At 58.4% G+C, this 21,834-nt stretch carries 17 protein-coding genes; 10 read left to right on the top strand and 7 right to left on the bottom strand.

What is annotated here, in order from left to right; all coding sequences use genetic code 11:
- Positions 1–17 precede the first annotated feature (17 nt).
- The 4 genes from FO268_RS20970 (at position 18) to cynS (ending at position 4,143) form a co-directional block, all read left to right on the top strand.
- Positions 18–1,166, top strand: a complete 1,149-nt coding sequence (locus FO268_RS20970; RefSeq protein ID WP_150995158.1) for a zinc-binding dehydrogenase — start codon at positions 18–20, stop codon at positions 1,164–1,166.
- Positions 1,166–2,209, top strand: coding sequence for a proline racemase family protein (locus FO268_RS20965; protein ID WP_150995238.1), 1,044 nt, complete (start codon positions 1,166–1,168; stop codon positions 2,207–2,209). Before FO268_RS20970 ends, FO268_RS20965 begins: the two co-directional genes overlap by 1 nt.
- Entirely contained in the window at positions 2,206–3,549 is a 1,344-nt protein-coding gene (locus FO268_RS20960) for a sodium-dependent transporter (RefSeq protein WP_150995157.1), read from the top strand. The genes FO268_RS20965 and FO268_RS20960 overlap by 4 nt, the downstream gene beginning before the upstream one ends.
- 150 nt (positions 3,550–3,699) lie before the next feature.
- Positions 3,700–4,143, top strand: a complete 444-nt coding sequence (cynS, locus tag FO268_RS20955) for a cyanase (protein WP_150995156.1) — start codon at positions 3,700–3,702, stop codon at positions 4,141–4,143.
- 412 nt (positions 4,144–4,555) lie between these two features.
- Here cynS and FO268_RS20950 read toward each other — a convergent pair whose 3' ends face one another.
- Positions 4,556–4,834 carry an ACT domain-containing protein gene (locus tag FO268_RS20950; RefSeq protein WP_150995155.1) on the bottom strand — a complete coding sequence of 93 codons (279 nt, stop codon included), beginning with the start codon at positions 4,832–4,834 and terminating at the stop codon, positions 4,556–4,558.
- Positions 4,831–6,531 (bottom strand): acetolactate synthase 2 catalytic subunit, encoded by a 1,701-nt coding sequence (ilvG, locus tag FO268_RS20945; RefSeq protein WP_150995154.1) that lies wholly within the window; start codon positions 6,529–6,531, stop codon positions 4,831–4,833. Before ilvG ends, FO268_RS20950 begins: the two co-directional genes overlap by 4 nt.
- 326 nt (positions 6,532–6,857) lie before the next feature.
- On the opposite strand from ilvG, the gene FO268_RS20940 reads away from it, so the two are divergent.
- Positions 6,858–7,940: an efflux RND transporter periplasmic adaptor subunit gene (locus tag FO268_RS20940; protein ID WP_150995153.1), complete on the top strand. Its 1,083-nt coding sequence runs from the start codon at positions 6,858–6,860 to the stop codon at positions 7,938–7,940.
- A gap of 5 nt (positions 7,941–7,945) precedes the next feature.
- Positions 7,946–11,041, top strand: coding sequence for an efflux RND transporter permease subunit (locus tag FO268_RS20935; RefSeq protein WP_150995152.1), 3,096 nt, complete (start codon positions 7,946–7,948; stop codon positions 11,039–11,041).
- On the opposite strand, the gene FO268_RS20930 is transcribed toward FO268_RS20935, so the two are convergent.
- Positions 11,008–12,822, bottom strand: a complete 1,815-nt coding sequence (locus FO268_RS20930) for a putative bifunctional diguanylate cyclase/phosphodiesterase (RefSeq protein WP_225316951.1) — start codon at positions 12,820–12,822, stop codon at positions 11,008–11,010. The two genes, FO268_RS20935 and FO268_RS20930, sit on opposite strands and share 34 nt — an antisense overlap.
- A 243-nt stretch (positions 12,823–13,065) precedes the next feature.
- Between FO268_RS20930 and FO268_RS20925 the strand changes: the two genes are divergently transcribed.
- Complete coding sequence (locus FO268_RS20925) at positions 13,066–14,946, top strand: sensor domain-containing diguanylate cyclase (protein WP_225316950.1); 1,881 nt, start codon at positions 13,066–13,068, stop codon at positions 14,944–14,946.
- Here FO268_RS20925 and FO268_RS20920 read toward each other — a convergent pair.
- On the bottom strand, positions 14,919–16,388 hold the full coding sequence (locus FO268_RS20920; protein ID WP_227716591.1) for an amidase: 1,470 nt from the start codon (positions 16,386–16,388) through the stop codon (positions 14,919–14,921). The genes FO268_RS20925 and FO268_RS20920 overlap by 28 nt on opposite strands.
- 177 nt (positions 16,389–16,565) lie before the next feature.
- Here FO268_RS20920 and FO268_RS20915 point away from each other — a divergent pair, with 177 nt between their 5' ends.
- Positions 16,566–17,192 carry a methyltransferase family protein gene (locus FO268_RS20915; protein WP_150995150.1) on the top strand — a complete coding sequence of 209 codons (627 nt, stop codon included), beginning with the start codon at positions 16,566–16,568 and terminating at the stop codon, positions 17,190–17,192.
- Between the two features lie 20 nt (positions 17,193–17,212).
- Here the strand turns inward: FO268_RS20915 and djlA are convergent, their stop codons facing one another.
- A complete protein-coding gene (gene djlA / locus FO268_RS20910) occupies positions 17,213–17,983 on the bottom strand; it encodes a co-chaperone DjlA (protein WP_150995149.1) in 771 nt (256 codons plus the stop codon).
- 57 nt (positions 17,984–18,040) lie between these two features.
- Here djlA and alkB point away from each other — a divergent pair, with 57 nt between their 5' ends.
- Positions 18,041–18,691: a DNA oxidative demethylase AlkB gene (alkB, locus tag FO268_RS20905; RefSeq protein WP_150995148.1), complete on the top strand. Its 651-nt coding sequence runs from the start codon at positions 18,041–18,043 to the stop codon at positions 18,689–18,691.
- A gap of 13 nt (positions 18,692–18,704) precedes the next feature.
- Here alkB and FO268_RS20900 read toward each other — a convergent pair whose 3' ends face one another.
- Together FO268_RS20900 and FO268_RS20895 are read right to left on the bottom strand one after the other, a co-directional pair.
- Positions 18,705–19,985 (bottom strand): MgtC/SapB family protein, encoded by a 1,281-nt coding sequence (locus FO268_RS20900; protein ID WP_150995147.1) that lies wholly within the window; start codon positions 19,983–19,985, stop codon positions 18,705–18,707.
- Complete coding sequence (locus FO268_RS20895) at positions 19,978–20,868, bottom strand: LysR family transcriptional regulator ArgP (protein WP_150995146.1); 891 nt, start codon at positions 20,866–20,868, stop codon at positions 19,978–19,980. Before FO268_RS20895 ends, FO268_RS20900 begins: the two co-directional genes overlap by 8 nt.
- A gap of 83 nt (positions 20,869–20,951) precedes the next feature.
- Between FO268_RS20895 and FO268_RS20890 the strand changes: the two genes are divergently transcribed.
- Positions 20,952–21,572 (top strand): LysE/ArgO family amino acid transporter, encoded by a 621-nt coding sequence (locus FO268_RS20890; protein ID WP_150995145.1) that lies wholly within the window; start codon positions 20,952–20,954, stop codon positions 21,570–21,572.
- The last annotated feature ends 262 nt before the right edge of the window (positions 21,573–21,834 follow it).

Raw genomic sequence — 21,834 nt, 5'->3', positions numbered from 1 at the left:
ACAGGAGCAGAACGCCCATGATCCCCAAGACCATGAAAGCCATGCTGCTCACCGGCCACGGTGGCATTGAAAAACTGGAATACACGGAAGGTGTACCTACCCCCAGCCCGAAGCGGGGCGAAGTACTGGTTCAGGTAACCGCTACGGCCAAGAACAACACCGACCGCAAGGCCCGTGAGGGCCTGTACCCGACCAAGGATAAAGGCGAAGTCACGTCTTTCCAGATGGGCGGCTCGCCAACCCTGACCTTCCCAAGAATCCAGGGCGCAGACGTTGTGGGCCATGTCGTCGCTGTGGGGGAGGGTGTGGATGAGTCACGGATAGGCCAGCGCGGTTTGCTGGATTTCAACCTGTATGCGGATGACCGTCCGGATCTCAACCTCACTCCGGACTATTACGGCCACGGCGCCGATGGTGGGTTCGCCGAATACATCGCAGTGCCGTCTGATCAGTTCCATCACGTGGAAAAAACTGACCTGGCCGATGCCGAACTCGCATCGATGGGTATGTGCTCCTATCAGACTGCGTTGCACATGCTGACCTCTGCCAGGGTAAAGGCGGGTGAACATATACTGGTCACCGGCGCCAGCGGTGGTGTCGGCACTGCACTTATCCAGCTGTGCCGTGTCATGGGCGCCATTCCCTATGCCCTGAGCCAACAGGACAAAGCAGAAGCACTGGTGAAACTCGGCGCCGCTGCAGTACTGGATCGCTCGGATATGAGCAGCTTCACGGATAAGGTTCGCGCCGTTACCGGCGGGCGGCCTATTGACGCGGTGATGGATCTGGCCGGTGGTGAGATGACCGACAAATTCATCGACACCATGATTTTCGACATGAACAGCCGCGGTGACTATCCCCGCCTCAGCATAGCGGGGGCCAGTGCGGGCAACCTCAGCGAAATCATGTGGACCCGGATCTACCTGTACCAGGTACAGATTTTCGGCGTTTCACACGGCACCCGGGAAGAAGCCGCACAATTGGTTGCGTGGATCCGCAGCGGCCAGTTAAAGCCGGTGCTGCACGCTGCCTTCAAGCTCTCGGATTTGCGCGAGGCAGAACGCTACTTCGTCAACCGTAACAGTAATTACCTTGGCAAAATTGTGATTGTTCCGGACGCCCAGTGGGCCGAACACGGCGCCCCTTTTGCCCTGGAGAAGAAATGATGCACCCTGAGCTTAACCTGCAACTGATGGATACCCACGCAGGCGGCGATGTGAGCCGGATCGTGACGGGCGGAATCATGCAGCTTCCGGGAGCAACAGTGCGTGCCCAGATGGAATACCTGAGGGACGAGGCAGACGGCCTGCGCAGGCTGCTTCTGCACGAGCCCCACGGTATTCCCGAAATGTCTGTCGATCTGCTGGTGGCACCGAGCGACCCTGAGGCTGTTGCCGGCTACATCATCATGGAGGTGATGGGGTATCCGATATACTCCGGTTCCAACACTATCTGCACCGCCACAGCCGTTCTGGAGACCGGTATTGTGCCAAAGCGGGAGGGCTGGCAGAGCTTCGCACTGGAAGCACCGGCAGGGCTTGTCCATATTGACGCCCTGGTGCGGGACAATGTAGTTGAAGCCATCACCTGTGAGGGTCTCCCCAGCTATATTGATACATACAGGGAGACCATTCACGTTCCTTCCATCGGCAACGTTACCTACACGGTTGCCTACAGTGGCGGGTTTTACGCGCTGGTGGACGCCACCAGTCTGGGCTTTTCCCTGACTCTGTCCGAAGAGCGCAGGCTTAGCGAGTGCGCCTATCACATTACCGAAGCGATCCAGGCAGAGCGGGGATTTTCCCATTATACGCTCGGCGATGTGGGACCCTTGCCTTTTCTCCATTTCATGGGGCCGGTGGAGCAGTTGTCTGACCACTCCTACCGTTCCCGTTCGGCAACCTATGTACATCCCGGCGTGATCTGCCGCAGCACCACGGGGACCGGAACCTCGGCACGCCTTGCACTGATGCACTACGAGGGGATCATCAGCCCCGGCGACCGGCTGGAAACTGTTTCCCTGAGGGAGACCGGCTTTATTGGTGAGTTCACGGGTATGCGTCAGGAGGGTTCCCACCAGGTGGTCGAGAATACTATCACCGGCAAGAGCTACGTGCTGAACAGGTCTGACATCGTCATAAACTGTGAAGACCCGATGATAGACTGCGGAGGGCTTACACATATTCTGACCAGCGCGCATCCGGAATGACCAGAAAGCACGAATTCATTGAAGAATCCCGAAAACAGTGGAGTTCCGAGCCGGCCTTTGTTGCCTCCATGGCCGCAGCCGCAGTCGGTCTGGGGAATCTGTGGCGCTTCCCTTACATGGTGGGGGAGAACGGCGGCGGGGCATTTGTCGTTGCCTATCTGATCGCACTTATCCTCGTGGTGCTCCCCATTATGGTTCTGGAGGTGTCCGCTGGCCGGTTATCGAAAGGCAGTGCCGTGCAGACCTTCCGCCAGGTGAACCGGTTCGGCGCTTTCTACGGCTGGTTTGTGGTGCTGATCACCATGGCAATCACCAGCTATTACCTGGTGATCACGGGGTGGACCCTGGGCTACGCCGTGGATGCGGTACGTGACGATCTGCGGGTGTTTGACGGGTTCGCGGGGGGGTTCAATTCCCTGTGGTATTTCATTGCCGTTACTCTGTTGGCGGCCCTTGTTCTGGCGAGGGATGTCAAAGCCATTGAGCTGATGTCAAAGATCCTCATGCCGGTACTGCTTGTGGTCATCGTGGGGCTGGTTATCTTTGCCAGCTCAACGCCCGGGTGGGAACAGACGAAGGATTTCTTCTTCCAGGTAGACTGGACCCGCATGGCCGATGGCAAGCTTTGGGCGTTCGCCTTCGGGCAGGCCTTCTACACCCTGGCGATCGGGCAGGGCTACCTGGTTACCTATGGCAGCTTTATTCCTCGCCAGACCCACGTTCCCAGGGCCTGCATGGTGGTTGCCGGCACCGAGACCAGTGTTGCCTTGCTGGCAGGGTGGATGATCTTCCCGTTCGTGTTCAGCTTCGGGCTGGAGCCTACCGAAGGCAGCCAACTGGCGTTTGTGACCTTGCCCCGGGTATTCGAGGATATGGCCGGCGGTTACTGGGTGGGCATTCTGTTTTTCGGTCTGTTCTTCGCGGCTGCTTTCAGCTCGAGCCTGGCGGGGCTGAAAGTCATGATCGCGGCCGTGGGGGAGGAATTCCGGCTGAGCAATACCGCCGCTGTATCCATTGTCACCGTTGTGATGCTGGTACTGGGCACCGCCTCTGCGCTCAGCTTTACCCCGATGGAATGGACCATCGCCGGTGAACCTGTGCTCGACGTGGTTGACCGGGTTGCCGGCGGCAATGTCATCATCTTCTCTGGGGTGCTGGGGGCGGCCCTGTTCTGCTGGTTCATACCGCCACAGAAAATTCGTACCGTGCTGGGCACAGAGAGCCGCTGGTGGGAATGGCGGATTTACCTGGTGGGCCGTTACCTGCCCCTGGTGATGGTGCTCTGGATTGTACTGACCTATGCCCTGACCCAGCTAGGGATCGCCCCCAATTCCGCCTGAAACATGGCATGAACCCTGCTCCTATGACCAATGTTTGTAATTGCCGGTAGCCAGAAGGCACTGGGGAGTATTTGTGCGCCAGAAAGGTGCAACAAGCACTGACATTGGTCCATTTTGGTGAGAGTGGGCTTGTCATAAGAGGAGAGGATCATGATGAACAAAGAATTGATGACCGCAAGAATCCTGGAAGCCAAAGTCAGCAAAGGCATGACCTGGGAAGCCATCGCCGAGTCCATCGGCATGTCGCCGGTGTTTACTACCTCAGTGTGTTTCGGTATGAACAGCTTCTCCGAAGACAAGGCCTTCGCCCTCTGTGAGACTCTTGGCCTCGACAAGGACGTAGCCTTTGCCCTGCAGGAATTCCCGAAGAAATCCTGGGACGGCGGCGTTCCCCAGGACCCGCTGATCTATCGTCTTTACGAGGTGGTCGGCGTGTACGGCGACACCATGAAAGCGCTGATCCACGAAAAATTCGGCGACGGCATCATGAGTGCGATCGATTTCACGATGGACATCGAGAAGGAGGAGAACCCCAAGGGCGACCGCGTAGTGGTCACCATGAATGGCAAGTTCCTGCCCTATAAGGCCTGGTGATCTCGTTTAGTCTGGGAGTTGCCTGCTTGTTCGTAGCCTGAGGTTTTGCGGGCGGATACGGGGGGTGGGAGTATTTTTTCTTCTGGAAAAAGAACTCGCTTCGCTCAGACATCTTTTTCCTTGCCAGAAAAAATACCCCCACCCCCCTATCGACGTGCAGTACAGGGATACTCAGGTCGAGTAGGTATTCACGTTCACGGAATTCCCGACAACCCCAGGCCAGCCTTTCCATTCGTATTTTCTTTTCTTTGCGATCCCGCCGTGGTCAGCTCGGCGCGGGGTGGTATCTGGATTTTTTGCCAGAAAAAGATGTCTGAGCAAAGCGAGTTCTTTTTCAAAAAAAATACAGATGCCACCCCGCAAGCCCGCCCCCGAACCGGCAGGCTACAAAAGGCAGGCAACTCCGAACGTATCAGGCCGACTGAACCCGAACACTAGAACCCTGACCAAGGGCAACCTCTGCGACCGTATGCAGTTTTTCCAGTTGCGACTGGAGCATGGTGATCGGGCGGGTGCCTTCCAGGGTCAGGGCGATATCGAGATGGTCTCCGGCGGATTCGACCGCCATGGTGGCTATGCGGAAACCGCGGATGCGGACCACCTGGCACAGGCGCTCCAGGGCGGCGGCTTCCCGGGACATGCGGCAGTTCAGGGTGTAGCTGGGCATTGGGCTATCCGTTTGCGGGGTCATGCTACTTGCTCCTTGTTGGCGGTGCTGGTGCGTCGGGTTTCGTCGATCATCTCGCGGTTGCTGGCGCCGGGTTTGACGATGGGCCAGACGTTTTCCTCGCGGCTAATGGCCACGTGCAGCAGCATCGGGCCGTTGAAAGCCAGAATGGTTTCGATGCCGCGGCGGATCTGGTCGGTGCGTTCGATGTATAACGCCGGAATGTCGAAGGCGCGCGCCATGGCAACGAAATCCGGGTTGTCGTCCAGATTTATCTGGCTTTCCCGGTTGTTGTAGAACAGCTCCTGCTGCTGGCGCACCATGCCCAGGCACTGGTTATCCATGACGATGAGTTTTACCGGCAGGTTGTAGCGGCGGATGGTGGCCAGTTCCTGGGCGTTCATCATGAACGAGCCGTCGCCGGTTACGTTGATGACGGTACTGTTACGGTCGGCGAACTGAGCGCCGATGGCGGCAGGCAAACCGAATCCCATGGTGCCCAGGCCGCCGCTGGTGAGATGGTGGCGCGGGTGGTCGAATTCGTAGTGCTGGGCGACCCACATCTGGTGCTGGCCTACATCGCAGGCAATGACGGTGTCATCCGGGGCTATCCGGGACAGTTGGCGGATAAACGCCGGGCCGGTGATGGGAGCCAGGGGTTCTTCATTGTCCGCAGCCTGGAAGCCACCAGTGGTGTACCAGGTGCGGCACTGCTTCTGCCAGTCTCCGATGGCCAGTGGTGTGTTTTCCAAGGCATCGGTCAGCGCCGCCAGGATGTCATTCAGATCCCCGCGGATGGACAGGTCAGCCGGGCGAAGTTTGTTGATCTCGGCCGCGTCGGCATCGATATGAATCATTTTCGCATTGGGAGCGAAGCCGTCGAGTTTGCCGGTGGCGCGGTCGTCCAGACGGGCACCAATGACCAGTAACAGATCACATTCGTCCACCGCCCTGTTGGCGGCGCGGGAACCGTGCATGCCCAGCATGCCGAGGTTGTAAGGGTTGTGTTTGCCGGGGTTGCCGATGCCCTTGAGGGTTACCACTGCCGGCAATGCGGAGGACTCGGCAAATATCCGGAACGGGGCCTCGGCCTTGGCCAGGCTGACACCACCCCCGCTGTAGAGCAATGGCTTGCGAGCGGTGCGCAGCATGGCCAGCGCCTGGGTCAGGTTCGGGCAGGTGTTTTCACGTGGCTCAGGGGCGGGCAGGGGCGCCGCGGCAACCTCGGCGAGCAGAAGGTCCTTGGGAATATCAATCCATACCGGGCCCGGTCGACCGCTTTGGGCCAGTTCCATCGCTTCTTCCATAATGACCGGCAGGGTGTCCGCGTCGTCAATGAGGTAGCTGTGTTTGACGATACCCAGGGTCATGCCCAGTACGTCGGTTTCCTGGAAGGCGTCGGTGCCGATCAGGCCGGACGGTACCTGGCCTGTGATCACCAGCATGGGGATGGAATCCCGGTGAGCATTGGCAACACCGGTAATCAGGTTGGTAGCACCGGGGCCGGAGGTGGCAATGCATACGCCGAGCTTGCCGCTGGCCCGGGCATAGCCGTCGGCGGCGAGGGCGCAGCCCTGTTCGTGGCGGCACAGCACATGTTCCACGTCCACATCGTCCACCAGCGCGTCGTAGAGCGGCATGATGCAGCCGCCCGGGTAACCGAAAACCGTGCTGATGTCGTGGCGGTGGAACGCTTCAAGAATGTGCTGTGCGCCGTTCATGGTCGTTTTTCCCTTTTTTCTTGCTGCAAAAAAAGCCCCCGGGACCTTTCGGTGCCGGGGGCTTTTCGTGTCTTGTCAGGTTCTGGCTATCTCACCCTCTTGTCCACGCAAAGTCCCCCGGACGGTACCACGACCACCAGGACTAGCTTCACAAGGACAATCACTGAGTTGAGATTCATAAAATCAGGATCTGCTCTGAATTTGTAAAAAATTTATGTGTAGAATCTACCCCACAGAAATAACTGGATGCAACCGTTTTCTGGCAGTTTTTCCGTGCACCAATCGCAGTCTTTACTGAAATCATCTGTTTCACCTGTGAGCAATCAATGACAAAAGCAAAACTGGGATCCATCGGCCTGTCCTTTCTGGTACTGGCGTTACTGGTTGTCTGGATGGCAACGGGCAACGTCAGGGAGGCTCGCGATGAAGCGCCGGAAGCGCCGCCTGAACAGGAAAAAGGGGTGCCTTCGGTACAGGTCGACATGCTGCGGGACAGACCCTATGAGCCGGCTCTGATGGTGCAGGGGCAACTTGAGCCCTGGCGGTCGGTGGCGATCGGTGCCCGGGTGGCCGGAACCGTGGAAGAGTTGATGGTGGAGCAGGGCGACCGGATCGCTGAAGGGGACGCTCTGTTACGGCTGTCCGAGGATGGTCGCGGCACAGCCGTGGAACAGTGGCAGGCCCGGCTGCGGAAGCTGGAGGCAGACCTCTCGGCCGCCAGGCGGCTCCGTGCCCGTGATCTCAGCTCTGAATCTGAAGTGCTGACCCTGCAAAGTGAACTGTCAGCAGCCCGGGCGGAGCTGGCGCAGGCGCGCCTGGCAATGGACAACCTGACCCCGCGAGCGCCGTTCGATGGCACCGTTAACCGTCGCGATGTGGATCTGGGTGACCTGGTTCAGGTGGGATCGCCTTTGCTGGAACTGGTCCGTATCGACCGACTGAAAGCAACAGGCCAGATTCCCCAGCAGTCCGTTAGCAATGTGAAGGATGGCCAGAAAGTGACGATCCGCACCCTGGACGGCGAAACACTGGAAGGCCAGGTGAGCTTTGTGGCCAGTGCGGCTGACCGGCAAACCCGTAGCTTTGCCGTAGAAGTGACGGTGGAAAACCCTGAGCGCAAACGAGTGGCAGGCGGTAGCGCCACGCTGCGTATTTTACTGCCTGAGGTCAGGGCCATGTTTATTTCACCCGCCTACCTCAGCCTGGGTGAGGACGGCCGCCCTGGTGTCCGCTATGTGGGCGAGAACAATGAAGTCGTGTTTACCACGGTCAAACTGCTCAACGTCACAACAGAAGGCGCCTGGGTAACCGGTTTGCCGGAGGAAATCCAGTTGATCACCCGAGGCGCCGGGTTCGTGTCCATCGGGCAGCAGGTTCGCCCGGTGAGCCGTGATTCGGACCGGGGCTGACCGGTATGCGAACCCTTATCTTTGCAGCGCTTGACCGCAGTCGTACGACGCTTTTAACCCTGGTGTTCCTGATACTGGGCGGGATCGCCGCGTTCCAGGCCATTCCCAAGGAGGCCAACCCGGACGTCACCATTCCCATGATCTATGTGTCCATGACGCTGGAAGGCATCAGCCCGGAAGACGCCGAACGCTTGCTTATCCGGCCCATGGAGCAGGAGCTGCGCTCCCTTGAAGGAATCAAGGAAATGCGTGGTACAGCCTCCGAGGGCCACGCCTCGGTGATGCTGGAGTTTGACGCCGGGTTCGACCCGGATGTGGCGCTCCAGGATGTGCGGGAAAAAGTAGACACCGCCCGTAGCAAACTTCCCCAGGAGGCGGACGAGCCCAGGGTAAACGAGATCAATGTGGCGCTCTTCCCAGTGATGTCGGTTGGCCTGTCCGGCCCGTTATCCGAGCGTGAGCTGGTCACCGTTGCGCGGCGATTGCAGGACGCCATCGAAGGTATTCCGGAAGTGCTGGAAGTGGATATCGGTGGCGACCGGGAGGATTTGCTTGAAATCGTCGTCGACCCCCAGGTATTGGAAAGCTACGGCATTGATTTTGACCAGTTGGCCTCGCTGGTTACCCGTAATAATCAGCTGGTAGCCGCCGGCAGTCTGGACACCGGCGCCGGTCGCATGGCCATGAAGGTTCCGGGTGTGATCGAGTCGGTCGAGGACGTGATGTCCATGCCCATCAAGGTGGACGGCGACACCGTGGTTACTTTTGGCGACGTTGCCATGCTGCAGCGCACGTTCAAAGACCCTACCGGTTACGCCCGGATCAACGGAGAGCCGGCGCTGGTGCTGGAGATTTCCAAGCGTACCGGCGCCAACATTATTGAGACCGTTGGCGAGGTCAAGGAGTTGATTGAGGCCGCGGGGCCAGAGTTACCGGATGAGCTGGAGGTCCGTTACATCATGGATCAGTCCACTGAAGTGCGTGACATCCTCAGTGACCTGCTCAACAACGTGCTCACCGCCATTGTACTGGTGATTATCCTGATTATAGCCGCCATGGGCCCCCGTTCCGCGCTGCTGGTGGGCCTGACTATACCCGGAGCCTTTCTGACCGGGATTCTGGTGATCTGGGGTATGGGCCTGACGCTTAACATTGTTGTCCTGTTCAGTCTGATCCTGGTGGCGGGCATGCTGGTGGACGGTGCAATTGTGGTGTCCGAACTGGCCGACAGGAACCTCTCCGAAGGACAAAGTGTGCGGTTGGCATGGGGAGAGGCTGCCAGTCGAATGGCCTGGCCCATTATTGCCTCGACCGCGACCACTCTGGCGGTCTTTATTCCGTTGCTGTTCTGGCCGGGCGTGGTGGGGGAGTTCATGAAATTCCTGCCCCTGACCGTCATTATCTGCCTTAGCGCCTCCCTGGCGATGGCGCTGGTGTTCTTGCCGGTTCTCGGCAGTATCAGTGGCGGCCGGCGCAAGCGCCAGGCGCCACCGGATGGGCGAATGACCGCCTTGTACCGGAAGCTACTGGGTCGCCTGCTGGCGGTACCGGGCTTCACCCTACTGGGTGTGCTGGCAGTGGTTGTGGTGATCTACGTGGCCTACGGCAAGTTCAATTACGGTGTGGAATTCTTTCCCAGTGTCGAACCTGACTCGGCGCAGGTCCAGGTGCGGGCAAGAGGCGACCTCTCTGTGGAAGAACGGGACGCCATCGTACGGGAAGTTGAGCAGCGGTTGCAGGGATTGCCGGAAGTGAAGGCGCTTTACGCCCGTTCAATGGTCAGCCCCGACACTCAGGTGGCGCCGGATGTCATTGGTGTACTGCAGTTCCAGTTTATCGACTGGTTCGAGCGCCGTTCCGCTACAAAAATTCTGGAGGAGTTCCGCGAGCGCACGGCGGACATTCCGGGTATCCGGCTGGAGTTTCGTAAACAGGAGGGCGGCCCGGCTGACGGCAAGCCGATAGAGCTTATGGTCAGCACTCTGGACAGCAACAAACTGGACGACTATGTCGGCGTGATTCAGCAGCGTATGGCCAACATCGACGGCTTCGTGGATATTGAGGACGACCGCAGCCTGCCGGGGATCGAGTGGCGCCTGAACGTGGACCGGGCCTCGGCCGCCCGCTTTGGTTCCGATGTGCTCAGTGTGGGTAGCGCAGTGCGACTGATTACCAACGGCCTGGTGCTGGCCACGTACCGCCCGGAGGATGTCCGTGACGAGGTGGACATTGCCGTGCGGGTACCCAACAACTGGCGGGAACTGGATCAGTTCCAGCGCCAGACAATCAATACCGGCCGGGGCCAGGTGCCCCTGTCCGAATTTGTGGAACTGGAACCGGGCGATAAGACCGGGACCATTGTACGGGTAGATGGTCAGCGAACGGTGACTATCAAGTCAGATGTCAAGCCGGGGCGCAGGGTAGACGAGTTGCTGAAAGCCCTGCAGGAAAACATGCCCGAAACCCCGGAAGGAGTGTCTGTCCGCTTTGCCGGTGAAAACGAGGACCAGGAGCAGGCGTCCAACTTCCTGGCCTCCGCCTTTATGGTGGCCATTGCCCTGATGCTGCTGATTCTGGTAACCCAGTTCAACTCCCTCTACCAGACGCTGTTGATTCTGTCTGCTATTGTGCTGTCCACGGCCGGGGTTCTGCTCGGGCTTCTTCTGAATGGACAGTCCTTTGGCATCGTGATGGTGGGGATGGGTATCATCGCTTTGGCGGGTATTGTGGTGAACAACAACATTATTCTTATTGATACCTACAACCAGATGCGAAAACAGGGGATGGAAGCCTTTGAGGCAGCGCTGGAAACCGGCTGCCTGCGTCTTCGCCCGGTGCTATTGACGGCAATCACCACCATTCTGGGATTGATGCCAATGGTGCTGGCGGTGAATGTGGACCTTGTCTCGCCGTCGTTGGGTTTTGGCGCCCCTTCAACCCAGTGGTGGACGCAGCTGTCCAGTGCCATCGCCGGTGGGCTGGCGTTTGCCACCATACTGACCCTGTTGCTCACCCCGGCGTTACTGGTGCTTGGTGACAAATCGGGGCGTAAACTGAAACAGCTATCCTACTGGCTGGTGAAAAAACGTTCGATCAACTGATCGAAGGATAATGGTCTGCTGTACAGGTAACCCTGGAGGTAGTCACAACCCTGCCCGCGAAGCCATTTTTCGTGGGCGTCGGTTTCCACACCTTCGGCCACGACGGACAGCCCCAGGCCTCTCGCAAGCCCGAGAATAGACAGAATGATGGCGCAGTCATCCTCGTCATCGGGAAGGTCGCTGATGAACGAGCGGTCAATCTTGATGCGGGCAAATGGCAGGCCCTTGAGCCGCGACAGCGACGAGTACCCGGTGCCGAAGTCGTCAATGGACAGTTGCGCGCCAGCATCAACCAGTTCCTCGAGAAGGCTCGAGATGGTGCTGAGATCACCCTGCAGAGCGTCCTCGGTCACTTCGAAATGCAGCATCTTGACGGGGACAGCGTGTTCGGCGCAGATTCTCTTTATGCTGCCCGGCAGCTCCGCAACCAGGACTTGCTCCGGGGCCAGGTTCACCGAGACCTCGGGCAGGGTGATCTGACGTTTGTTCGCCCACCTCCACTGCTCACATACCCGGCGCAGCACACATTCCCCAAGGGCATACATCAGGCCCCCGCCTCTGGCAATGTCGAGAAACTCGATGGGTGCCAACCAACCCCGGTCAGGGTGGTGCCAGCGCACCAGAGCCTCGACAGATTCCACACTGGCCCCGGAGGCGTCGGTTATCGGCTGATAGAACACATCAAGTTTCTGTTCTTTTATGGCCACCCGCAGGTCATTTTCCAGCTCAAAGCGGGAGCGTGCGCTCACCTGGATACTGGAATCAAAGAAGCAGGCCCGGCCCCGGCCCTGGTGCTTGGCGTTGTACATGGCCGCTTCCGCGCCGCGGAGCAGCTCTTCTGTATTATCGCAGTCTCCCGGCAGGTGGCAGATGCCGAGGCTGACCCCTACCGTGAGGGCATGTCCGTTCAGACGGATGGGTTTGCTGACCTCGTGCCGGATTTTTGCAGCAGTCTGTTCCAGTGTGTCCGGCTGGGTACGGTTGCGAATAATAAGGGCGTACTCATCACCACCAATCCGCGCGAGCAGATCCTTGCCGGGAACGTTGATCTGTTTCAACCGCTGGCCGATTTCTTCAATGACATTGTCGCCTACTTGCGCCCCGAGCCCGTCATTGATTGTCTTCAGCCTGTCCACATCCACCCATATCAGCGCCAGGCTGCCGAGCCCGCGGCGCTCGAGCTTATCGATCAGGTAACCGATTCGATCCCGCAGGGATTTGATGTTCAGCAGCCCTGTCAGTGAGTCATAGCGGGTGGCATATTCCAGCGCCTGTTTCGAGTCGAGCCAGTCTTCATGGGTATTCATCAGACTGATGGTATCGGCGATGGCGATAACGAATGATATTTCCGGGAGGGTCCACTGGCGGTGAGTTGTCGATTCCAGGCAGACCACACCGCTGAGCCGCGCGCCATCAAAAATGGGCGCGTCCAGTATGGAACAAATGCCCCTGGGCACGAGGTAATCAGGTGCAAAGGCACTGGTTCGTGGATCTTTCTGTGCATCGGGAACAGAGAGCACCCGTTCGCTCTCCAGGGCACAAAAATACTCGGGGTTAGCGGTCTGGTGGAAACTGGCGGCCTGCGATGTCGCCCCATCCGGCGTATGCAGCCATTCCGATTCAATATGGTCCCGTTGTTCCGGAAACCGCCAGACACTGACTCGTGCAACCTCCAGCTGTTTTGCACACAGCGCTGTCAGTGCCGCGAGTTTGTGTTGGCGCTCCCTGTTGATAAACGCCGGGCTGTGACTCAGTTCCATCAGCGCCTTGTGAAAGTTCACAAAGGTATCCATATCCTTCATAGGCTCTGGCTTTCAGTTGTGAGTGGCGGGTGCCTCGTCCATGTCATCTCGGCTCTATATTGGCATTGGCTGCAGGCGCTGTCCAACGCTCCATGGTAAACGGGGTTTGTGAAGATTTGTTGTCTGATTGCGTCATTTTATTGTGTGTACAAAGAAGTTGCGGTTTCTGGTTCATAATGGAACGACGGGGTTGTAATCAGGTTTTTTACGCCGGAGTCGCTCTTGAACAAAGCCATCGTACAACTAATGTTGATTCTTGCTGCTGTGTGGCCGGGGTGGGCTTCAGCCCAGCCGGCGACGTGGGACAGTCAATCCGGGCGTATGGAGCTATCGCGGTTTGTTGAATACTGGGCCGAACCTTCCGGCCCCGCCACCCTGGAAACGGTGCGGAACCTCCGCGAAAATCAATGGCAGCCTAACGGGAAAGACAGTGTAAGCCTCGGGTACGGCGACGAGGTGTACTGGTTCCGGGTTCGCATCGGCAATCAGGGGGAGACCTCCGACCCCCTGTTCCTCGAAATCGGCTACCCGGTACTGGACCACGTCGAAATCTACCTGGTTAATAATGGCGAACTCACCGAGCAACACATCCTGGGTGATAAACAGCCGTTTCACGACCGCCTCGTTGATCACCGTAATTTTCTTGTTCCACTGACGCTGTCATCCGGCGATAACATCTCCGTTTACGTACGTGTCGATACCAGCAGCTCCATGCAGGTGCCGCTCACGCTCTGGGATCAGGCCGACTATTACGTGGCTGAGCAATCCCGCAGCATGTTTGAGGGTCTCTATTACGGCATCGTGCTGGTAATGATCCTTTACAACCTGTTCGTCTATATTGCGGTAGGTGAGCGTAGCTTCCTCTACTACGTGGGCTATATTTCAGCCATGCCGCTGTTTCTGGCGAGTCTGCATGGCGTCAGCTTCCAGTATCTATGGCCAGAGGCGACCCGTTGGAATGATCAGGCAATCATCGTATTTCTCAATCTGGTGATCCTCTTCGGAGGTGCCTTCAGCATCCGTTTTATCAACGTTTCCCGCACTAACCATCCGATAATGAACCGGCTGACTCTATCTCTGATGGTTGTTGCCGGGCTGATGGCCCTTGCCGGTATTCTGGTGCCTTACCGCCTGATGATTCTGCCAACCATCGTGGTGGCCTTCCTGGGGTGTACAGGGATGCTGCTGCTGAGCATTGTGCGCTGGATAAAGAAAGATCTGGCCGCCCGGTATTACACGCTTGCCTGGTTTTTCATGCTGTTTGGCGGAATAGTCCTCGCTCTCAGCAAGTTCACCATGCTGCCCCGCAATCTGTTGACGGAAAATGCCACCCAGGTGGGCTCCGCCATCGGCGTTATCCTGTTGTCGGTGGCCCTGGCGGACAGGCTCAACAAGGAGAAAAAGCGTTCCTTTGAAGCTCAACAGCGGTTGCTTCAGGAAGAACGCAAAGCGCGCCTGGCGCAGGAAAAGTCCCTTCGGATCCAGCGGGAGGCTAACACGCTGCTGGAGCAGAGAGTGCACGAGCGTACCCAGGATCTTGAGGTCGTCAACGATCAGTTGCGGGAGCTCAGCTCTACCGATGCACTTACCGGTCTCAAGAACAGAGGCCACTTTGACCGGGCGTTCAGTTCTGCAGTCGTGAAGGCGTACCGTTTTGGACAGCCCCTCTCACTGCTACTGCTGGATATCGACCATTTCAAGAAGTTCAACGACACCTACGGTCACCTGGTAGGGGACGATTGCCTGCAGATGGTTGCCAACTGTATCCGCCAGTACGTGACTCGCCCAGAAGACCTGGCGGCCCGATACGGCGGCGAGGAATTTGTGGTGCTTCTACCGGATACGCCGGAAGAGGGTGCCTTGCGGGTTGCAGAAAAGATCCGTCAGGAGATTGAGAGGACAGGATTCCGGGTATCCGAGGAAGTATTACATCTGACGGTGAGCATTGGCGTGTGTGCCGTCTGTCCTCACGAGGCCGACGCCACCAAGGCCATTTTCTGCTGGGCGGATGAAGCGCTCTACGAGGCCAAGGGTCGGGGGCGGAATCAGGTTGTGGTCAGTGAGCCCCCGCCCGTTCAGGATGCCAGGCCTGCCATCGTCTGACCGTGGTTGAGAGCAATTTCCGGCCACTCCATGGTTTCTTCCAGGGCAAAGGCCAGTTCCAATAGTGTACGCTCCCCGCCATGCCGGCCCATAAGCTGGATGGAAACCGGCAGGTTGTGCTGGTCCAGGGTGGCTGGCAGTGAGATCGCAGGGGCGCCAGTGGCGTTGGCCAGCGGGGTAAAACTTACGTAGCGGGTCAGGCGGTCAAACAGGGTATCAAAATCCACCCCCGGGGACAGGTAACCGATTTCCGGTGTGGTGTGGCCAAGAACCGGGGTGAGCACCGCGTCGTAAGCTACCATGGTTTTCGCATATTCATGATACGACCGGTGCAGTCGCCAGAGTGTCGCCGGCAGTTTGTAGAACTGCTTTCTGAAGGCCTTGTCCAGCCCCAGCGTCAGGCCATCCAGGCGTGTTTTATCAAAATTCGGATGAATCAACCGCTTGCCGTTCGAGCGCACACCAAATGCCAGCATTCCCCAGTAGAGGGCAAAGTCCTGCGGAAAGGATGAAGCTACGGGAACGTCCATGGGCACTATCGTGTGCCCCAGCTTTTCCAGAACCCGCGCGGTGCTTTCAACCGCCTTCCGGGTAGTTGCGTCTGTGGGGTGGCCGTTAATGGAGTCCATCACCAGTCCGACCTTCAGTGAGCGTGTGGAGGGCCCTTCCACGCACCCGACAGGCGGCAGTTTCGGGTTGCGGAAATAATGCTCGGCCCCGGAATAAAAGTTTGCCGTGTCCCTCACGCTGCGTGTAACCACCCCGTCGCTGACGATATTGATGGGTAGCGATTTTGCAGCGTCATTATCGACAAGGCGGCCCCTCGTGGGCTTCAACCCCACCAGCCCGCAGCAGGCTGCGGGAATGCGAATGGAACCACCGCCATCGTTTGCATGGGCGATGGGGACAACGCCGGCGGCCACCAGCGCCGCTGAGCCACCCGAGGAGGCGCCAGTGGAGTATTCCAGGTTCCATGGGTTGCGGGTGGGCTCAGCGTGGGCCGGCTCGGTGGTGGCATTGAACCCGAACTCGGGCAGGGTACTTTTGCCAATACAAACCAACCCCTGTGCCAGCAGTTGCCGGGCGAAAGGGCTGGTATGGGTTGCCGGTAGCGGGCGAATGGCAGCGGTGCCGTGGGTAGTGGGAAAGCCTTTTACATCGGTGTTGTCTTTAACCACCGTGGGAATGCCGGAAAAAATACCGGGACCTGCCTGAGCTGGGGGGATTACCCGTGCATCAGGTTCGCGGTCATCTGGAATGGGCGTCACCAGGCCATGAATGCCGGATTCGGCTTTCCGGGCCCGGGCAAGAGTTGCCTGGAGTACCTCTTCCGCAGAGACTTCACCACGGCGAATCAGGGCTGCCAGCGAGGTGGCATCGTGGCTGCCGAGCAGGTCATCACTGAATGTATGCATCGATTGCGGGCGTTGTTGTGCGGTCAAGGCGGATACTCCATGTCAATTCCGGAACTGCGTCTACTCTATACGAGGTTTAAACGTGACGATATGTCATATCAGGAAATTGCATCACCGGGTACGAAAGATAAGAATCCGGTTTCCACGTGCCGTGACAGGCTATAAGCTTGTTTCCAGGCACAGTCACCGCAAACAGTGAATCTAATGGTATTTCTGGATAGTTTAGACACATTTGCCGAGCCATTGGTGCGTTATTTCCTCGGAATTTTCTTCCTGATGATCGGCCTGCAGTTCACCAGTCGCAGCCTCGGTCTTTACGCACGGATGGGCTATTCGTTTATCCATTATGGCAGGCAGGCATCTGCCGGGTGGTGGCACCGGCATATCTTTAATGTGTTTCGCGCACTGATTCTGGCGGCCGTTGTGGCACGTATCTTCGTGGATATCGACCCCTGGCTGGGTGTGTTGGATGCACTGTATTACGGGCCGGTACTGGTGACGGGGATGGTGTTCCTGCTGTTTTCATTTAGCCTGGTCAACTATCTGCAGGCATACATGCATGAGGAGTGGCGTTCGGGCGTGGACCCCAAGCAGGGTCGCCATTTGATCACCGAGGGGCCCTTCAGCCGCAGCCGAAACCCGGTGTTCCTGTCTGTCATGCTGGGCCAGTTGGGCTTTTTCCTGGCGCTACCTTCAATATTCTCTCTGGTGTGCCTTATTGCCGGCGTTACCGTACTGATACGGCAGGCGAAAGTGGAGGAAAAGGCGCTCGCCGATCTCTTCGGAGACCCCTACGAAGCGTATCGCAGGCGAGTGCCTCGCTGGCTCTGACCCAACTGTTTGGCGCCAGGCTACTTGCGGGCTTCTTTGATCACATCGTAGGCGTGACTGATTTCCCGGGTTCGCTCTTCTGCCATTTCCCGCATGCTTTCCGGCAGGCCGCGGCCCGCCAGTTTGTCAGGGTGATTTTCACTCATCAGTTTGCGATAGGCTTTCTTGAGCTCAGCATCACTGGCCGCCGACGACACGCCCAGCACTTTGTAGGCATCGTCGAGCTGGCTGGCCGAGGAGGACTGGCCTGAAGCGCCGGCTCTGCCTGTGTGCGCGCCACGTAGCATGGCTTCCAGTTGGTCCACCTGGGCCTCAGGCAGCCCCAGGCCGCGGGCAATGCGCAACAGCATCTCGTGTTCGGCGGGGTGCACCACGCCATCGGCGGCCACGGCGGATACCTGTACCTGAAGGAACATCTGTAGTAATGCGGGCTGGCGACCGCTCACTCGCAGGAAGTGCTGCAGCTCTGCGTCCAGATCAAAATCGTCGGCCTTGCCGCGGTTGAAGGCTGCCTTGGCACGCTCCCGGTGCTCGCCCGAAAGCCGGAAACGCGCGAACAGGCTCTCAGCAACCTGGATTTCATCGCGGGTGACCACGCCATCGGCTTTACACAGCGCGCCCATCACAGCAAACACAGACTCCAGAAAATCCGTCTGTACGTTGCGCAATTTCTGAAACAGGCGGCTCTTGATATAACGGGTAAGCAGCGCCCCCGCAACAGCACCAATCAGTAATCCTGGAAAACGGCCAAACAGATAACCGATTAAGCCGCCGATAAACAGGCCGAACATGACAGTGTCCTTTTCAAGTGTTAAAAACTGGGCAAAGTATACGGGGGTGATAACGTCATGACCATGGACCTTTTCGAGCAAGCGCCACCAGCACCCTGGGCCGAGGCGCTATGCGAGGGAGCCGTTGTGCTTCGTCGATTCGCCGTTGCCACGGACGCCGAACTGCTGGACGGTATTGAACGGGTCGCGAAGCAGGTGCCGTTCCGGCAGATGCAAACCCCTGGCGGCCACACCATGTCCGTCGCCATGACCTGTTGTGGTGACTGGGGCTGGGTAACGGACAGGCGGGGTTATCGATATCAGCCTCAGGATCCGGTTTCCGGGGAGCCTTGGCCAGCTATGCCAGAGGTGTTCAACGCTCTGGCCGTGGACGCCGCCGAGACGGCAGGCTATGCCGGTTTTGAGCCGGACTCCTGCCTGATCAACCGCTATTCGCCGGGCGCAAAAATGGGGCTTCACCAGGACAAGGACGAGGATGATTTTGATCAGCCCATTGTCTCTGTATCTCTGGGGGTTCCGGCGACCTTTCAGTTCGGCGGTCTGCTGCGCAGCGAGCGGCCGCAGCGAGTGCCGCTTGCGCATGGTGATGTGGTGGTATGGGGTGGCCCCGCGCGGCTGCGCTACCACGGTGTGTTAACGCTAAAAACGAGTGACCACCCTTTGACCGGAATCTACCGCTACAACCTGACCTTCCGCCGGGCTTGGTAGCCAGTGACCAGCCTTATTGCAGCCAGGCAACGGTCAGTCCTGCGAGCAGGGACACCATCATGGGACCGGCGACGCGAACTCCCAGCTCGCGTCGGCCGATGGCCCCGGCTATGCCTGCCTTCACCAGGTTATTGGTGGCCGCCGCAATAACAATACCGATGACAGCCGTCTGCCCTGCAAGCGTGTCCTGGGACATTCGTGTCAGGGACAGGGTTATGGCGTCTACGTCCGCAATGCCGGAGCTGGCCGCCAGTACATAGATACCCAGGTCGCCCAGCCATTCCTGCAGGAATTCCCCCAGCAGGAGGATAGCCACCAGTAACACGCCGAAGACAAGGGCGGATTTCAGATCCAGCGGGTTCTGGGTGAGTTCGGGCCGGCTTACTTCCAGGCGCCCCCGATTACGCTGCCAGATAATGAGCGCTGGCAAATACAGCAGCAGGGTCATCACTGCCACAGGCCATGCCAGTTGTGGCAACAGTGCCGGGTTGATCAGGGCGCAGTAGATCAGGATACGCGGGAACATGGTGCCGCAGGCGATCAGGATACCACTGGCAAACTGGGGGCTGACCTCGGGCGAGATCGTTGACTGCCTGGCGTAATGCAGGGTGAGGGCGGTAGATGAGCTCAGCCCGGCGAACAGACTGGTAAACAGGATGCCTTTGCTGGTGCCGGCCAGCCGGATGGCAAAATAGCCTACGAAAGAAACCGAGGCGATCAGCACCACCATCCACCAGATTTCACGGGGATTCAGCACGCCACCGGGCCCCAGATCCTGATCGGGCAACAGTGGCAGCATGACAACCGAAATAACCAGCAGTTTCAGTGCTGCGTCCAGCTCATGTTCCTGAAGTTTTTCGACCAGTCCGTGAATTTCCTTCTTGTTGTCCAGGATCAGAGCGGTAATCACGGCCGCGCCGGTGGCGATGGCCGGGTCCACCGCCACGGCAATGGCGCCATAGCAGAAGGTGAGCACCATGCCGATGGTGCCGGTGATGCTGAAGTTGCGGATATGGGAAAGGCGTTCGCTGAAAGCTACCAGGGCAATGGCCACCACGCTGATCAGGAGCACCGGAAACGCCCATTCGGTAACCTCTTGCGCCAGCAGCGCCGCGACCCCGCCCAGCAGGCCAATCAGGGCAAACGTCCGGATGCCGGCGATACGCTCCCCGGACGCCTGGCTTCTTGCGTCCCAGCCACGCTCCAGGCCGATGATCGCCCCCAGCAGCAAGGCAATCGCCAGGTTCAGTGTGGTCTGGTTGTTGGCGATCAACTGGCCGGTTACGTCATCCATGGAGTATTCCATTATCGGGTTTGGTGGCCTCTTCGAGGGTGGTGGTCAGCCGTTGGAGCAGGGTTCCGCTGTGGCGCCAGAAATGCCAGTAGAGAGGAACGGCCAGCTCGTGGCCCGGCGCCAGATTGATGAGGCTGCCATCCTCCAGCCATTTGCGGGCCTGAATACCGGGGATCATACCGTAGCCCATACCGGCCCTGGCAAGCTGAACGAATCCTTCCGATGAGGGGCACAGGTGATAGGGAAATCGGCCATGGTAGCCGCAACCAGCCATGAACCGGTGCTGTAACTGGTCATTGGGTCCGAAAACGATGGCCGGGGAGTTGGCAAAGGCCTCCGGGGTAATACCGCCGGCGAAAAAACGGCGGACGTATTGTGGCGTCGCCAATGGCATATAGACCATCTCACCGAGTGCCACGCATCGCCCGCCGGCAACAGGCTGGCTGCTGCTGCACAGGCAGGCGGCAACATCGCCATCACGCATTCGTTTCAGGCCTACATCCTGGTCCTCAATGACCAGGTCCAGCAGCACGCCCTCGCGGCTACAAAAGTTGCCAACTACAGAAGCCCACCAGGTGGCAAGGCTGTCGGCGTTGATGGCGATCCGCAGGCGCGTGGTGTCCTCGGCAAGAGCGGGTATGGTTTTGCGAAGGTCTCTTTCCAGCAACTGCACCTGTTGGAAGTGGTTGAGCAGTTTGTTACCCGCCGGCGTTGCCTGGAGCTCGGGGTGCCTCACCAGTACCGGTTGGCCCAGGCGCACCTCCAGTGACTTGATACGTTGCGAAACCGCTGATTGGGTAAGCCCGAGTATTTCGCCCGCACGTTCGAACCCACCGTTTTCGATAACGGCTGCCAGGGCCTGAAGCAGCTTGTAATCCAGCATAAGAAAAATTCATGGGATATAAGGTTTATGATTTTTAAGTATAGCGGTCTCCGGGTAAGCTTCCAGCAAATCGGGAGGGAAGAATGCTGACAAGTTACCTGACAGGGCTGATCGTTTGTGGCGGGATTATCATCGCCATCGGTGCCCAGAATGCTTACATTCTCGGCCAGGCGATCCGGCGGGAGCATCACTGGTATTGTGCGGGCATCTGTATGACCGCCGATATACTGCTCTTCACCGCCGGTATGTTCGGGGTAAATGCGGCGTTGATGGCGGTACCGGAGGCGCTGGATGTTCTTCGCTGGCTCGGAGTATTGTTCCTGGGATGGCTGGCGTTGGTAGCTTTCTACAAGGTGGCGGTGGGGCGAAAGGGCCTGGGCGCCAATGCGTCAGCGGCAACCAGCGTGCGAGTGGTGGTACTGACCACTCTGGCGGTCACCTTGCTCAACCCTCAGGTCTACCTGGATACACTGCTGCTGATTCCCGCCATCGGGGCCCAGCAGGAGAGTCCGGCCGTGTTTGTGGCCGGAGCCAGCAGTGCTTCGGTGCTGTGGTTCGGTCTGTTGGCCTTCGGTGGAGCTGCACTGTCGCCCTGGCTGGCCAGTCCCATGGCATGGCGATTCATTGACGGGGCCATCGGTTCGATGATGGCCGTGCTTGCTTTCCATCTGGCCAGTAATGGTTTGTCAGGGCCAGTCATGTGAAACGCGGGGTGCGGTCGGTTACTTTCCCGGCGTCATTCTGGTAGACTTCGCCGCCTTAATTTCACAGCCTATGAACTGACTTCAATGAACGTCTCCACGACATTCCCGACGATCACTCCACCCTAGCGCTCGGCGCACCCTCCAGGTTAATTCCTTGAGCCAATAGCCTGTATTCGCTTCCGGCGAGTACCGCGGGTTCTATTGCCTCTGAGTTTTCGTCTCAAGTCGTTCGGTTCCCAATGCCCAAATCAGTTATTTCAGG

The sequence above is a fragment of the Marinobacter denitrificans genome (genome assembly GCF_008795955.1).
Taxonomy (GTDB): Bacteria; Pseudomonadota; Gammaproteobacteria; order Pseudomonadales; family Oleiphilaceae; genus Marinobacter; species Marinobacter denitrificans.
This window is presented reverse-complemented; position numbering and strand designations above follow the sequence as displayed.